Here is a 15023-nt window from a genome sequence, read left to right as displayed (position 1 = left end):
ATACACCTCCAACAAACACAACCTTATTAAAGTGGACAGACCCTATAAAATCAAATTAGCCCTCCGCTTCCTGGAATCAGGAATGAAGAGGGCTACCTTTTATTTTTATATGATTTTTTTGTGTCCCTATTCTTTTAAGAAGAGGCACGGGCAGCGACTTGCGCTGGATTTTTCACAACATCTTCGTACAATACGCCTAGCATTGACTGAATCTCCTGCAATTCTTCGATCCCTGCGCCGGTAAGGCTGAACATATCATCATGCGGCGTCAGAAAGTTTTCCTGTGTCAGGTTTTCCAGCTCCTGCTTGACTTCACGTTCTCCTACGCGGTATCCGCGTTCTTCGAGTACAGGTTGTATATCTCTCACCGTCAAATCGTCCTGATGTGCATAAGAAAGCATCTGTATACGGATAAACAAGTTCTGAACATCTGCATGCATAATTGTAACTCCTCTCTGGCCTAAGCCAACATGTTACATTGTTTTTACCCATAGGGGAGAAGCTGGAAACAGATGAGGGCAACCCTCGCTGAATTACTTTCTATATTATATGTCCCGCTAAAACGTAAAGCTTTGCCGTCAGCGCTGCTTGTACAGATAGGGAATTGTGCTGCTGTTAGAGTAAGGTGATTATTCCAAGACGGTAGTGCTATTTTCTACTTGACTGAATATGTACAATCGTTATATCTTAAATTAATTAACCAATGGTAAAAGCGATTTGCACAATTACCTATTTTTGGTGATATATACAACAGTTAATATGAAAATTTAATGTTAGGAGCGTGGACTCTACATGTTTCAAACTATCCCTTACGAAGGAACACGTCAGGAACAATTCGAATCCGTTCTCGGACAACTCCGGGCACTTGTTCACGATGAATCCAATAGGATTGCCAATTTAGCGAACGCTTCAGCGTTACTGGGTCACTTTCTTCCAGATGTGAACTGGAGTGGCTTCTATCTTTATGATGGGACTGAGCTTGTACTAGGTCCCTTCCAGGGTTTACCCGCATGTATACGGATTCCACTGGGGCGCGGCGTTTGCGGTACCGCAGCAGCTGAACGGCGAACACTTGTCATTGACGATGTACATGCATTTCCAGGACATATCGCCTGTGACGCTGCTTCCAATAGCGAAATCGTTATCCCTCTAATCAAGAACGATGAGCTGATTGGGGTGCTGGACATTGACAGCCCGCTAAAAAGCCGATTTGATCACGAAGATCGTGTATTCCTAGAGGAATTTACGGCTATTCTGGTATCCAGCCTGTAACCAAAAATTGTGCATATATATGCTCTTCCTTCGCCACAATATATGAGGGTCCTAAAACCTAAACTATCCGGCGAAGGAGATTGATGATCAATGTTCAATAACATGGCTCCGCAACAACAAATTCATCAATGTGAACAAATTATTCAGCAATTGGTACAACAAACACAGCAAGGAACCGCTATGTATCAACAGTTGCTGCAACAAGAGCAACAAAATGCATCCAGCCTTGAAAGCCTGATGCAACGTGAACGTAATGCGGCTCAAATGATCCAAACCGCAATCCAGGACCACCAAAAAGCTATGCAGCAATACCAACAAGTTATTCAACTGTGTAGTCAGCTGGAAAACACCATCCGCTCGAGCAACCAAATGACTCAACCTGGATTTGGCGATAACTATGCTTCCCGTAGTATGCAACCATCCGCCTTTAGTACAGGAAGCCACATGAATCACAACTTTCCGCAACATATGGGGACGACCGGACAACATTTTGCAGGCAGTAGTAACATGCAGCAGTTCGGAAACAGCAGTCAACAAGGCATGAGAACAGCACCAAGCGGCATGTAAGCTGCTTTACACAAAAAAGGGTGAACAGCAGGCCGTCGATTGGTTTGTTGTTCACCCTTTTTTCATATTACTTATAGCCCTTTCATCAGCTATTGCTAGGTTAATTCCCGCTTGGCCAGCTCCTTCATTCCGTCTCGCAAATACTCAGCCAGCCCAGGGTGATAGCCTTCATACATTTTACTGAAATCCTCATGTTCTACATACAAGTCTCCCAGCCCGCTATAAATTTCTGCTGTAGGGGTATAAAATCGGCTTACCCATTGAAGATGACGGCGGATCAGCGCCTGTACTTCTACACTGTTATGCTTCAATCCCTTATTCATGGCTTCAGCCAACTCCCGATGAATCTGATCTGCCTCTGCCTGCGAATCCAAATAATCCTCTTTGCTCCAGTTCGTCGTCGCAGTCTTACTCTCCTGAACCTTCTCTTCGACCTGTGAACCATAACGTTCCGTCAGATCACGTTCATACATTTCTTGTTTTTCCGGGTTAAACCCTTGGTACATTTGCTCTGGTTCCATCGTTTGTTCTCCTTTCAAATGAGCCACCGTTACGTCGATGGTCTGAAGGAGAGTATGCAAGCGGAAGACCTTGGCCTCAATATTGGCTCGATGCACCTGCAAAACCTCAGCCTTTTGTTCCTTGGTTTGCTCCAGCACATTGCCAATTTCGGATAAAGGCAAATCCAGTTCCCTGTACACCATGATTTGCTGAAGCCTCAATAGTTGTTCCTGTTCGTAATAGCGATATCCATTATTTCCGATATGATGTGGTTTCAGCAATCCAATTTCATCATAATAATGCAAAGTTCGAACGCTGATTCCCGACAGATTAGATACTTCCTTAACCGTATAAGCCATTCCGCTTCACCTCCCTTGCTTTCACAGTCTACAGCCTCACGTGGCGTGAGAGTCAATACCCCCACTTCCCCACCTTGGTACTACACTTTTACCCTGTAAGCACATTGTGAACCGCCTAATTGCCAACGACTTTTCATACTTGCGACCTACAGCAGGTATCTTTAGATATCTATGCAAAAAAAAGCCCTACAGCGTATTTCAAATAGGCTGGGGGCTTCATATATTCAATTCGATCTGGCTACTAAGAGAAGCTTTTTCCCATGACCACATGATCGTAGTAAGCGATCTTTTGAATAATTTTCTCCAAATTGTGTTGCGTTTGTGCCATATGTTCTTCCACTTTCTTTTTGTGAGCAACCAGGAAATCTCTTCGCTCTTGGATCGTGGCTTCTCCTTTTATATTTAGCTCAAGGTATGCCTTAATTTCTTCAATGGTCATTCCTGTGTCTTTCATAGCCATAAGGAACCTGATCCAATCCATTTGTTTCTCGGTATATACCCTTCTCCCACCTTCATCCCGACCGACATCAGGTAGAATGCCCTCTTTTTCATAATAACGAAGGGTAGATGCGGGCAATCCGCTCCTGATTTCAACTTCTTTAATGGAGTACATGGTTGATCCCCTCCTCGTTCTTGTATTTTCGCTTCAAGTCAGCTGTAACGATAAGTATAAGTTTTCATAGAAAAGAGTGCAAAATTAGGATTTCCCTATTCACAAACTGAACAGTTAGCTCTCTCCCTGTCCTTCCCCTCGCAATTTCCCAATATAACGCCTTACATTCTCCTCCGGATGGCTCACTTCCCATTGATCCAACAGCCGATTGACCTCTTCATCGTGAGAATTCAACTGGTAATAAAATATGGCCGCTCGTAATTGGTGGTGCTCTTCGACAGGTTCATCATCAGGCCAGTGGTACTCTTGCTTGCCGTTCTCATCGGTAGTCCCTATCGCTCCGTCCAGTAACGGAGAGCGGCCTTCTAGGCCTTCACCACGGGCAATGGCTTTGAGAAAATCGGCATGTCTCATGGCAACATCAGGCGAACAACGGTGCAAATTCTCGAAAATATCAAAGGCATCAATCGGATCGTATTCCAGATTCTCAAGGAAATGCCTTTGCAGCAACGCGGCAACTTTCTTATTGCCCGTCAGTCCGGACAGAAAATAGAATGTAGGCATTTGTGCCTCATAACGAAAATCGTCGACATGGCTGATAATATCGTCCACAATCTGGTCGGTATGAAGGCCTTCACGGGCTAACCGAGTTAGTATCCGCACCGCCTTATACTGCGTCCAATCGTATACCCCGAACGCCACCTCATACAGCATGGGAATCGCCTTTTCCCTGTAATTGTAGATAATCTCAAAAATAGCATCCTGTTGAATATGCAGCCAGTCACCCAAACCTTCGTACTTTCCCGCCAAACTCTCTGGCTTCTGCAGCTCAGTCCCGAAAAAATAACGCGGGAATAGAGGCAATGCCTCTTCTCCCAGCATAGCCGCCGAATTTTTCGCCTCGGCGGTGAATTGCTCTGGCTGATCTACTAATCCGCCAACCTTTATAATGGCTGCAGGAATAGCAGTGTCCAAATTGATTGCCACCACAGTTTTTTTATTTTTCTTCCAAAACTGAAATATTCTCATATGTAATTCACAGCCCCTTAACGTATATTACTAAAAATTTCTTTGCCAACTAGAATATTGATTCTGAATATATATCGGCAATCCCCTATAATTCCTCAACACGTTTTCCACCATTAAACAAACATATTATGGGAATTACTTGTATACTTTTCAACAGTTTACTTAATATATGCGATTGCTTCTCTAAGCCTATTCTTTTTTATCATAATTATTTAGTATTATAAGGATATAAAAAAGGAGGTTATCATTTGAAAAGTACAGGTATGACACGTCCCCTAGATGCGTTAGGCCGTATCGTCATTCCCAAAGAAATGCGAATTTCTATGGATTTTAATGTGGGTGATCCTGTTGAGATTTTCGCAGATGAGGAAACTGGTATTCTCGCCTTTCGAAAATATACCGGGGTGACGTGTAAAATGTGTGGTTCAGCAGAACAATTGACTTATTTTAGAGACAGTTTTATTTGTAAAGAATGTATTGAAAGTTTAAAGAAGGGGTTAAATTTCAGTCCTGTCCTGAGACCAGCCAAATCAGCTTTAGCCAACGGACAACGGTCGAATAAAGAGCCCAAACGTCTACGGCGATCAACACAGCAGATGATTGAAAGTCTCAAAGAATTAATGCAAAAGCAGCCCAATGCAGCACAGCACGAATATGCCAAAATGCTTGAGGTTTCCCAAGCCCGTATATCCCAGCTCAAAAAATTGCTATAACTACAGCTTGCTATCCTACATAGGTATACACCAGAGATTTCATCATGTACAGCTAATTTTGAACCGTGATACGCAGCATCATAGCTAACCGACAAAACGCATATGCGAAAAATCTATACTAGGTATAAAGAACTACTGGATGAATTGCAAGCGAGAACGCCTATAAGCAGAAGGCTGTGCTACATTTAATAATGGTTCCTGAATTAAAAAATGACCTTCTTTAATTAGAGAAGGTCATTTCATTTATTTATTCATTTTTCTACGGTAAACCACCCTCGACCAAAAGCTATAGCAGCGGCCAAGCGTATTATTTTGGAAAAAATGAGGAATACAGGTCAGACCAGCCTATCACTAATTAGAATGCTTGTTTAACAGGGAGGGTATACGAATGCGCGTGCACTTTCCTTTAATTTTTCTCGATCTCTGCCGATATTGATAGAGTATGCGTATCCATATTCAATATACATAGGAGGTACGAATTTAATGAGGTTAAACAATGCATCTCTGCCAGTAGCTTTCAATCGCATCAGCAAACAAGGGAATTCAATCAATAACTCGACGGTTCAACAGCTCAACCAGCAGATTGCTTCCCGTATGCAGCAGAATGCCCAGGCGGAAAAAAGTGAACGTACAGAGAAAATGCTGGATTTGAAGCAAATGAATAACAAAAGTGCGCTAGATGATGGATTGACTCAAAGCGCTCTCATTGATCGGGGATTAGGGGTCGTACAAGGAATATATACTGCATTGCATCAAAGCCTGAAAAACTCGGTAGATCCTTGGCTGGATGAATTGGATAAGATTGACCAAAGTAACGCATCTTTAGAATATAAGGAGCAAGCGAAGTCTGAAATCAAGGAACATCTTCAAGAAATGACGGATACAATTACAGGTTTATATGGGGGATTCTTAAAAGGAACTGCCAAAATGTATAACAAAGCCACCGATGGAGCATTCCAAGAGGTTATCCAGCCTAAAGATAGTACAACGCAGCAGACGGGTTTCAATCTCTTGGATGTGAGTCCCCAAACATTAGGACTTGACCATATTACTGAAAGCGACGATATCCGAAGCCTATTTGCTAACGTATTGGCGAAGCTCGAAAGTTATGGCTCCACTCTGTCCCAAGTCAGAAGTGAATTCCAAAAAGCAAACAACTTGGATCAACACATCCTTGAGGCCGTCACCAGCAAGGTGAAAAGCAAGGAGCTGGACGCGATGGATAACGTTGTCTCGTACAAAGGGCTTGTGGACCGTAAATCCTTCGATCAATTGTTTGCTCAGACCATCAAGCTATCTAAATCTTCGGTAAGCATTCATACTCAAGGCATAGATATCACTATATAGGCCCTGTTAAATTACCAATTCAGTTTTACTGCACTATCAAACATATTTATTGTCACATTCCAAAAGAAGAAGGCTTAATATCACAAGCCTTCTTCTCCTTAACCTATTTTTATTAGGCTTTGCTGGCCATGTCTGCAATCTGGCGAAGCCACGTCTTGCGCGTATCCTCATCGGATTGTGGTACGGACTCGAAGAATAGATGATACATGACGTCAAGCCCACAATATTCAAATATGCCTTTGTCGGACGTCAAGCGAAGTGCTTGATCCATGCCATTGCTGGCATATTCCGCATGTGATTTCCCTTGTGTGTTGAGGATGATGACCTTCTTCCCCTTGAGCAGTCCCATCTGCACCCCGTTTACATATTTGTAAGCAAATCCGTAAGAGAATACGCGGTCAATATACCCTTTCATTATGGCTGGCATCCCCGTCCACCAAATCGGATAAATAAAGGTGATCACCTCTGCCCATTGCAAAAACTGCTGTTCCCGCACAATATCTTCTCCGATTCCTCCAATAATCTCGCTACTGCTGACTACAGGTTGAAAGCTGATATCATACAGATCACGAACCACCACATCATGTCCTTTTTGCTTTAGCCCCTCCACTGCAGTGGTCAAAATTGCATGATTAAAGCTTCCCTCAGATGGATGCGCGTAAATAATAAGATGTTTCATCTTTTTCTCCTCCATTTACAAATAAAATGAGTGATTGATCAATTACATAACTTCATACTTCTTCATCTAACTGAATCTTTATCAATCTATAGTTCCAATAAAGATACGTTTAGTAAACTTGAAGCAGTCTCTTGCTCATGAATGTTACCTCGTTGCTTGTTAATCAATTAGTAATTGATCAATCACTAACTAACTGGCCTCAGTATAGTTTATTCCTTTTTATTTTGCAAGTGCTTTTGGTTCAACTTTATATAAAAGATTGTAAAAAGATCTGATCCAAGGCAGTGTTATTATCGCTGTCCAAAGAAAATAAAAGTCCCCCTGTTGATGCCCATTAGGGTGTGATGTAGAGCAATCACTTAATATGACTTTATAATGTCATGTTATAAGGTGTATGCTACCGAGTGAGGTGAAGCTTATGCCATTAAGCAGACATTTTGAAATCGTTTATATGTTACTCCATAAGAAAAAGGTGACTGCTGACGAATTGGCAGAGCATTTTGAGGTTTCCACACGAACGATTTATCGGGACATAGATGCCTTAAGTGCAGCTGGGATTCCCATCTACAGCAGTAGAGGCAAGGGTGGCGGAATATCATTGATGGAGGGTTATGTCTTTAACACCTCTTTACTGTCCGAGCAGGAACAAGATGATATCTTAATGGCCCTTCAGAGTGTGGCTACAGCTACCATCCCACAGGTAGAAGAAGTGCTAAGCAAGTTGAGTAGGCTTTTTAAAAAAGAAATGGGAAACTGGATCGAAGTAGATTTTTCGCCATGGGGAAGCCAAAACAGCCAGAGACAGCTATTCACTCTTATACGCAACGCAATAATCACAAACCGTGTTATAAAGTTCCGCTATTATAACGTCGCCGGGGAACAGAGTTATCGTAGCGTCGAACCTGCCAAGCTCTTGTTTAAAGATAAATCCTGGTATGTGGAGGGTTACTGTTTAAATACCGAAAGTTATCGTGTATTTAAGATTAGCCGAATGAAAGAGATTGTAGTTACGGAAATTAGTTATGAGCCAAGAACAGTCGTGGCATCTACAGATACAAAGATGAACGACTTGCTTCATACCATTGAAGTAACTCTTCACATTTCTGCTCAAGGAGCTTACCGCGTATATGATGAATTTGCCGAGAAAACAATTACTCAGAGGGAAGACGGCTCTTATATCGTCACGGCACAATTTCCTGTAGGCAATTGGTTGGACAGTTATCAGCTATCCTTTGGTCCCCTCCTTATAGAGGTTAGCCCCGAACAAGTACGTACAAGAATATTGTCTCATTTAGAAACGATGAAAAGAAATTTAAATGATCCTCTATAATATGACATCATGTAGTCATATTATTACTGCTATGATGAGTTTGAAGTTATCGCTCACCACATACTCACCATAGGAGGTTGAAGAATCAATGAATCCACATAGATCCCTGCCACCAGCAGTAGAAACTTACTTTACATCAGCGAACAAATCCCAATGTCAGCTTCGAGATCGTGGATATGGATGACATTAATAATACCATCGTCGTAATTGCGAAAGTAGACGGAGACTTTGATAAATCGAATCTTCCCGACCCACTCCTACTTAAACATCAATTTCTAGTAAACAACAATAAAATTAAAGAACTGATTATTACACTTCCATAAAGAAATTAAAAAATAAGAAAGGGAAAACGTATATGCCCGCTTATGTTGTTTTTATACGTGAACAGAGTACCGATCAAACTGAACTCCAACTCTATTCTCAGTTGGCACCGGCAGGTTTGGCGGGACATTCCGTCACCCCCCTAGCAATGTATGGCGCATACCAGGTCCTCGAAGGACCCGATATTGAAGGGCTGGCCATCTTGGAATTCCCCACTTTTGAGGAAGCACAAGCTTGGTACTTTAGTCCAGCCTATCAAAAAGCCCTAAAGCATCGACTGCGCGGAGGGCGGTACCGGGGTATCATTGTCGATAGTGTGTAAGGTTCGCAAAACAAGTGAACTCGGAGTGAAGATACCTAGAGGTAGTTCTCAACCACATTGTCAAAATTAGGAGGAATTATTCACATGAGTTTTCAATTAGAAAGCATTTTAAGTGAGTTTAAAGGCAAAAGGGCCTTGGTCACAGGCGGTACCCAAGGAATGGGAGAGGCTATTGCTAAGAGACTTACGGCTGCAGGTGCTACTGTAATTACTACGGCTCGAACTACTCCAGTTAATTTAGAAAATCCGGATCTATTTATTCCAGCCGATATTAGTACGCCTGAAGGTGTAGATAAAGTGGTAACCAGCGTTCTTGAGCGCCTAGGCGATGTAGATATTCTTGTCAACAATGTTGGAGGCTCGTCAGCCCCATCCGGGGGAGCTCTTGTCTTGACGGACGAGCATTGGCAGCAAACTTTTAACGCCAATCTGTTTGCTGCCGTTCGTTTAGACCGTGGACTGCTGCCAGCTATGGTGGAAAAGGGTTCAGGTGTTATTATTCATATTTCATCTATTCAACGTCGCTTGCCTCTATATGATGCAACATTGGCTTATGCCGCGGCCAAAGCAGCTTTAACTACTTACAGCAAAGGATTATCCAAGCAGTTTTCGCCTCAAGGCATTCGTATTAATACAGTTGCGCCAGGCTTTATCGAAACGAAGGCAGCACAAAGTTTGATTGATCGGATTGCTGAGACGACAGGCGACCGAGAAAGTGCATTAAAGCAACTAATGGACTCGTTGGGAGGAATTCCAATTGGTCGTCCAGGACTACCAGAAGAAGTCGCTGAGCTTGTTGCTTTTCTGGTATCCGACCGGGCCGCTTCTATTACAGGAAGTGAATATAATATTGACGGTGGAACAGTTCCAACGGTTTAAAACTCAAGCTAAATACGCTTTATCCAAATATTTTTCAGTCTAACACTTTATTTTCATCTGACATTCGCGCAAATAATGAGAAAAAAAGCCTATCTAATGAGCAGACATACGCAAAGCATTTTCGATGTCCTTCAGATAGGCTTCTATATAGCTATTTACCGTTTAATAACGATCAGCTTGGTTTCCAGCATTTCTTCCATAGCGTACTTTACACCTTCGCGTCCGGTGCCACTTTGCTTCACACCGCCATACGGCATATGGTCAACACGGAAGCTTGGTATGTCATTGATCATCACGCCTCCCACCTCAAGCTTGTCCGCTGCATCCAGCGCGGTCGTGATATTACGTGTGTAAATTCCCGCCTGTAAGCCATAAATTGAATTATTCACATGATTCACAGCCTCATCTACAGAGCTAACGGAATGAATCAGCACAAGTGGGGCAAACACTTCGCGGCAGGATACCTTGGAAGTCGGGTCCACATCGAGCAATACGGTTGGCTCCAGAATCCCTCCTTCGGTATGCCCACCCAGAGCGATCCTCGCGCCTGCCTGGACTGCTTCCTCCAGCCACTCACGAACACGCTCGACATCCTTGGCTGAGATGAGCGCCGATACGTCCGTGTCCGGGTCTAGCGGATCTCCAATTTTTAAACGTTGAGTCGCCTCTACAAATCGGGATACAAATGTATCATACAGCTCATCGACAACGTAAATACGTTGAACCGAGATACATACCTGCCCCTGATTGGCAAAGGCTCCACTTACACAACGGTCGATGACCGCGTCCACATCCGTATCACGGTCAATAATAACAGCCGCGTTGGAACCCAGCTCCAGCGTGACCCGCTTCAAGCCAGCCTTGGAGCGAATTTCTGTACCGACCGCCGGACTACCGGTAAAAGTGATATAGCTAACGCGCGGATCAGTGACAAGTACGTCGCCAATGGTTTTACCATCGCCGCTGATCACGTTAAGAGCGCCCGCAGGCAACCCAGCCTGCTCCAGCAGTTCCGCGATCAAGTAAGCCGATAGCGGTGTCTGCTCCGCAGGCTTCAATACAACCGTATTGCCTGCTGCCAGCGCAGGGCCCACTTTATGAGCGACCAGGTTCATCGGGAAGTTAAATGGTGTAATAGCTCCTACTACCCCGACAGGTTCTTTAAGCGTGTAGGCCATTCGGCCCTCGCCGCCCGGTGCTGCATCCAGCGGAATGGTTTCCCCGTGAATGCGCTTGGCTTCTTCGGCTGCGAACTTGTAGGTTTGCACGGTCCGATCAACTTCCGCGAGCGCAGCCTTCCATGGCTTGGACGCTTCGCGTGCAATGATACGTGCTGCATCCTCACGCCGCTCTTCCAGCAGGTCAGCCAGCTTCTCCAAAATAGCTGACCGCTGGTGCGCTGGCATGGCCCGCATCACTGCACGTGCATCAGATGCGGCCTGAATAGCGGTCTTGGCATCCTCAGCAGTGGCCTCTGCTACCTCAGCAATGACTTCCCCAGAATACGGTGATTTCAGTGTCGTATATGATGAAGCTACTTGCCATTCACCACCAATAAATAAATGCTGCTGCATGCTTTTTTCCTCCTTTTCTCTATATCAATGTTCCTTTTAACATCTATTTTACCGTCAGTACCGGACAAGGTGCATGCTGAATCACATGATGACTCACACTACCCAGGATCAGCTCTGAAACAAGTCCCTGTCCCCGTGTTCCCATAATGATCATATCCGCCTTTTCCTGCTTTGCACTCTCGCAAATAACACTCGCCGGATCACCATGACCCGCCAGCATACGGTACGAAATGCCCTCGTCCTTCAAATAGTCGGCTGCAGGCTCCAGAATATGACGGCCTTCCTCTTCGATCCGCTCATCCACATCAATCCCAACCGGGGGCTCATTCATGGATAAAGTCGGATTTACATGCAATACGGTCAGATGCAGGTTTCCCTGAAGCTGCTTAGACAACGTTTTGGCTGTCTCCAATGCCTTCATAGCGTGTTCCGAACCATCAATCGCGACCAGAATCTGTTTGAATTCGCTCATATTCTTTTCCTCCCCAGAAGTTCAATGTTAGTGTGCATCTACCTGAATATCCTGCATATGTCGACGACGTACGATCAGCACAGCTACACCAATCAGTACCATCAATGCTCCAAAATAAAACGGGGTTTCTGCTGAGTACCACTCTGACAGCTTCCCTGCAAGCCACGGCGAAATGGCCCCGCCCAAAAAACGCATAAAGCTGTAGGCCGCAGATGCTGTCGAGCGCTCCACTGGAGCAGCCTGCATAACAGCAGTGGTAATCAATGTATTATTAATCCCCAGAAAAATACCAGCTACAATGACGGCGACAATGACAGTCGTTGGCGAACCAGCTACCGTCCCAATCGCCATAACACCTAAATCAATGGCAAATAGCGTCAGCATGATACTAATGGAAGATACCACGCTCAAGCGTGCTTGAATCTTTGGTGCTACAAACACCGAGGTAAAGGCCAGCATAATTCCCCAACCAAAAAACACGTAACCCAAACCATGCTCGTCTAAATGCATTACATATGGAGAATACGCCATCAACGTAAAAAATCCAAAGTTATATAACAACGCCACAATGCCGAGCGTGAGTAAAGCTGGATAACTAAGCGCTTTGAACGGATCGGCAATGGAGCCACGTTTTTTGGGCTTTGGAATCGAAGGCAACATAAACGTAATGAACAAAAATCCCACTACCATCAGTCCGGCTACACCGAAAAACGGACCACGCCAGGAAATGGAACCTAACTCACCACCTAGCAGCGGGCCGACTGAAATCCCGAGGCCCAAAGCCGCTTCATACAAAATAATCGCTTTAGCTGTTCCAGAAGTGGACAGACCAACAATCGCAGATAACGCTGTTGCGATAAACAAAGCATTCCCCAAACCCCAGCCTGCTCGGTAGCCTACAATTCCGCCAACTGTATTGGCCGTACCGCCCAATCCGGCAAACACAATAATAAATAAAATCCCGGTTAGTAGCGTCCATTTGACACCCAATCGACTTGATACGACGCCCGTAATCAGCATCGCAACGCCTGTCACCAGATTATAGCTGGTAAACAGCAATGACACTTGGCTTTTCGTAGCATGAAGCTGATCGGCAATGGCCGGAAGAATCGGATCGACTAATCCCAGACCCATAAATGAAATAACACAAGCAAAGGCGACCGCCCATACGGCTTTAGGTTGAGACAGGAAGCCTGAGCGTTCTTTTAACTCTTCAGGTAATGCATGTTGTGAACTCATATTATGATGTTACCTCCACATCTGAATGTAAATATTCTTGTTATGATGGGTCGTGTTCAAGTTCCTCATCCAAAAGGATTTTGCGTTCACGAACCCTGATCCGCAGCTCTTCCAATTCAGTCTGGAGCATACGGATGCTGTTGATTTTCCCCTCCATTAATTCCAACTGTTCGTTCAGCGTACGTTCCATATCCTCCAACATGGCCCGTCGCTCGATTGGTTGCAAGTGCTCCGTTCGCTCGCGATATTCCTCCCGCTGCCCCTTGAGCATTTCCGCTGCGGACATGTAACGCTGAAGCTCTTGCAAAGAAAAACCAAGCACTTCCTTGGCACTCACTATTTTTTTTAGTAAATCCACATCCTCCTGCGTATACAGCCGCATATTTCCTTCACTGCGCTGCGGGGAGGGCAATAAGCCGATTTCCTCATAATAACGAATAGTTCGCTTGGTCAAACCGCTTTGTTTCGCGACCTCATCAATTTTATACGTAACCATGACACCCACCTTATGAAAAAGATTATATATAAATACTACGCCTATATAACGTTAACGTCAACGTAAACTTTAAAATAAAAAGAAACCGCCTCTGTTAGAGGCGATTCCTATTTGGGATTGCATGGTCATAGACCCGAAACATCGGCGCTCAAGCCCATGAATATCGCTTTAGATGAAAATAGTACGTGTGATGATAACCAGCAAAATGAAGAGTACCAGAATAACACCAGTGGAAGTAAACATGCCATAACCGCCACCGCCACAACCACAACCTCTTTCTACTTCACCCATCTCAGAATTCCTCCTCCCTCTGTCGATTACAACAAATCGCCCGAAATCAAATTTTTGAGCTGAGAATTAGATAACGAATGCTTTGGAAATAATAACGAGCAGAATGAAAAGTACTAGAATCGCTCCTGTAGATGTAAAAGCTCCATAACCAGCGCCTACTCCAGACATGGTGATTCCTCCCTTCATGGTTTACAAGAGCATCTTATGCTTATGTTACCGTCCATGATAGGGACAAATGCCGCGCCTGACGCCCAAATGTGGGTTAAGATTCTACGGTTCCGTATCCTTCGGAAGCCAGCATACCACGATACAGTAGGTTTCGTGCCTGCATGGCAAGAACAGACGGACTTTCGCGCCCAGGCAGCAATTTCGTTAACGTCAGCCGTTCTATCAAACCGATCACGCATTCTGCTGTCAGTTCAGGGTCCAGTTCCTCACGGCAGGAACCCCATCGTTGTGCTGCCATCAGATGTTTTTTGATGTGCTCTGCCATTTCCGCCTTAATGCGCACCGAGTCTGCTGCCTGGTAAAATCCGACACGAGTGATCGCCGGATTATTAGACAACACGCGAAAAATAGCCTCCAGAAACACTTGTCCCCGTCTCAAAATTTCAGTCTCGCTCTGATCCGGGTCTACCTTCATGCTCTGTACTGTCTCATTCACCAAATTACGAAAGCTCTCCACAAGCTCCTCATACATCTGTTCCTTGCTTTCAAAATGAATATAAAAATCCGGCTGCGTCAATCCTGCACGCGCCGCGATCGAACTTACCTTTGTCTGATAAAACCCCGTCTGAGCGAACTCTTCAGCCCCCGCTTCCAGTAACAACCGTCGACTTTCCCGACTTCTGACTCCCGCTCTCATCACGGTCTTGCCCCCTTACGCCACAAATCTATCGTATTATAAAATTCCTTTGCAGTAAGAACAACGGGCTTGAGGATGATATATACCTGTCCTTCAAAAGTCCTAATACAGAAGAACTGAAGGTTTTGGAAAATCAAGGGCATCTCCCTACGAG

General features: G+C 44.5%; 19 protein-coding genes. 7 read left to right on the top strand and 12 right to left on the bottom strand.

The window, feature by feature from the left end; genetic code table 11:
• Window positions 1-134 precede the first annotated feature (134 nt).
• The gene (locus tag EGM68_RS03960) at window positions 135-440 is read right to left on the bottom strand and encodes a toll/interleukin-1 receptor domain-containing protein (protein ID WP_013369362.1); all 306 of its coding nucleotides are present in this window, start codon (window positions 438-440) and stop codon (window positions 135-137) included.
• 352 nt (window positions 441-792) lie between these two features.
• On the opposite strand from EGM68_RS03960, the gene EGM68_RS03955 reads away from it, so the two are divergent.
• Together EGM68_RS03955 and EGM68_RS03950 are read left to right on the top strand one after the other, a co-directional pair.
• Entirely contained in the window at window positions 793-1272 is a 480-nt protein-coding gene (locus EGM68_RS03955; RefSeq protein WP_013369361.1) for a GAF domain-containing protein, read from the top strand.
• A 90-nt stretch (window positions 1273-1362) separates the two neighbouring features.
• The gene (locus EGM68_RS03950; RefSeq protein ID WP_013369360.1) at window positions 1363-1839 is read left to right on the top strand and encodes a hypothetical protein; all 477 of its coding nucleotides are present in this window, start codon (window positions 1363-1365) and stop codon (window positions 1837-1839) included.
• A gap of 95 nt (window positions 1840-1934) precedes the next feature.
• On the opposite strand, the gene EGM68_RS03945 is transcribed toward EGM68_RS03950, so the two are convergent.
• From EGM68_RS03945 to EGM68_RS03935, 3 genes are all read right to left on the bottom strand, one after another.
• A complete protein-coding gene (locus EGM68_RS03945; RefSeq protein WP_129548687.1) occupies window positions 1935-2699 on the bottom strand; it encodes a MerR family transcriptional regulator in 765 nt (254 codons plus the stop codon).
• 241 nt (window positions 2700-2940) lie between these two features.
• Entirely contained in the window at window positions 2941-3312 is a 372-nt protein-coding gene (locus tag EGM68_RS03940; protein WP_090736949.1) for a MerR family transcriptional regulator, read from the bottom strand.
• A gap of 114 nt (window positions 3313-3426) precedes the next feature.
• Window positions 3427-4341 carry a hypothetical protein gene (locus EGM68_RS03935; RefSeq protein WP_013369357.1) on the bottom strand — a complete coding sequence of 305 codons (915 nt, stop codon included), beginning with the start codon at window positions 4339-4341 and terminating at the stop codon, window positions 3427-3429.
• A gap of 248 nt (window positions 4342-4589) precedes the next feature.
• Between EGM68_RS03935 and EGM68_RS03930 the strand changes: the two genes are divergently transcribed.
• Complete coding sequence (locus EGM68_RS03930; RefSeq protein WP_013369356.1) at window positions 4590-5054, top strand: AbrB/MazE/SpoVT family DNA-binding domain-containing protein; 465 nt, start codon at window positions 4590-4592, stop codon at window positions 5052-5054.
• A gap of 483 nt (window positions 5055-5537) precedes the next feature.
• Complete coding sequence (locus EGM68_RS03925; protein ID WP_013369355.1) at window positions 5538-6401, top strand: hypothetical protein; 864 nt, start codon at window positions 5538-5540, stop codon at window positions 6399-6401.
• A gap of 112 nt (window positions 6402-6513) precedes the next feature.
• Here EGM68_RS03925 and EGM68_RS03920 read toward each other — a convergent pair whose 3' ends face one another.
• A complete protein-coding gene (locus EGM68_RS03920; RefSeq protein WP_129548686.1) occupies window positions 6514-7080 on the bottom strand; it encodes an NAD(P)H-dependent oxidoreductase in 567 nt (188 codons plus the stop codon).
• Between the two features lie 418 nt (window positions 7081-7498).
• On the opposite strand from EGM68_RS03920, the gene EGM68_RS03915 reads away from it, so the two are divergent.
• The 3 genes from EGM68_RS03915 to EGM68_RS03900 all read left to right on the top strand — a co-directional run bounded on the left by EGM68_RS03915 (window position 7499) and on the right by EGM68_RS03900 (window position 9932).
• On the top strand, window positions 7499-8410 hold the full coding sequence (locus EGM68_RS03915; RefSeq protein ID WP_129548685.1) for a helix-turn-helix transcriptional regulator: 912 nt from the start codon (window positions 7499-7501) through the stop codon (window positions 8408-8410).
• A 355-nt stretch (window positions 8411-8765) separates the two neighbouring features.
• Complete coding sequence (locus EGM68_RS03905) at window positions 8766-9053, top strand: DUF1330 domain-containing protein (RefSeq protein ID WP_025678031.1); 288 nt, start codon at window positions 8766-8768, stop codon at window positions 9051-9053.
• An 84-nt stretch (window positions 9054-9137) separates the two neighbouring features.
• Window positions 9138-9932: an SDR family oxidoreductase gene (locus EGM68_RS03900; protein ID WP_013369350.1), complete on the top strand. Its 795-nt coding sequence runs from the start codon at window positions 9138-9140 to the stop codon at window positions 9930-9932.
• A 155-nt stretch (window positions 9933-10087) separates the two neighbouring features.
• On the opposite strand, the gene EGM68_RS03895 is transcribed toward EGM68_RS03900, so the two are convergent.
• The 7 genes from EGM68_RS03895 to EGM68_RS03875 all read right to left on the bottom strand — a co-directional run bounded on the left by EGM68_RS03895 (window position 10088) and on the right by EGM68_RS03875 (window position 14869).
• Window positions 10088-11506, bottom strand: a complete 1419-nt coding sequence (locus EGM68_RS03895; RefSeq protein ID WP_013369349.1) for an aldehyde dehydrogenase family protein — start codon at window positions 11504-11506, stop codon at window positions 10088-10090.
• A 43-nt stretch (window positions 11507-11549) separates the two neighbouring features.
• Window positions 11550-11978 carry a universal stress protein gene (locus EGM68_RS03890; RefSeq protein ID WP_013369348.1) on the bottom strand — a complete coding sequence of 143 codons (429 nt, stop codon included), beginning with the start codon at window positions 11976-11978 and terminating at the stop codon, window positions 11550-11552.
• 27 nt (window positions 11979-12005) lie between these two features.
• The gene (locus EGM68_RS03885; protein ID WP_013369347.1) at window positions 12006-13217 is read right to left on the bottom strand and encodes an MFS transporter; all 1212 of its coding nucleotides are present in this window, start codon (window positions 13215-13217) and stop codon (window positions 12006-12008) included.
• A gap of 40 nt (window positions 13218-13257) precedes the next feature.
• Entirely contained in the window at window positions 13258-13713 is a 456-nt protein-coding gene (locus EGM68_RS03880) for a MerR family transcriptional regulator (RefSeq protein WP_013369346.1), read from the bottom strand.
• Between the two features lie 168 nt (window positions 13714-13881).
• Window positions 13882-14004 carry a hypothetical protein gene (locus EGM68_RS26360; protein ID WP_013369345.1) on the bottom strand — a complete coding sequence of 41 codons (123 nt, stop codon included), beginning with the start codon at window positions 14002-14004 and terminating at the stop codon, window positions 13882-13884.
• 66 nt (window positions 14005-14070) lie between these two features.
• Window positions 14071-14172, bottom strand: coding sequence for a hypothetical protein (locus EGM68_RS25975; RefSeq protein ID WP_014599460.1), 102 nt, complete (start codon window positions 14170-14172; stop codon window positions 14071-14073).
• Window positions 14173-14266: 94 nt separating this feature from the next.
• Complete coding sequence (locus EGM68_RS03875; RefSeq protein WP_013369343.1) at window positions 14267-14869, bottom strand: TetR/AcrR family transcriptional regulator; 603 nt, start codon at window positions 14867-14869, stop codon at window positions 14267-14269.
• Window positions 14870-15023 lie beyond the last annotated feature (154 nt).

This window comes from Paenibacillus sp. M-152, from assembly GCF_003856555.1.
Taxonomy (GTDB): Bacteria; Bacillota; Bacilli; order Paenibacillales; family Paenibacillaceae; genus Paenibacillus; species Paenibacillus polymyxa_C.
This window is presented reverse-complemented; position numbering and strand designations above follow the sequence as displayed.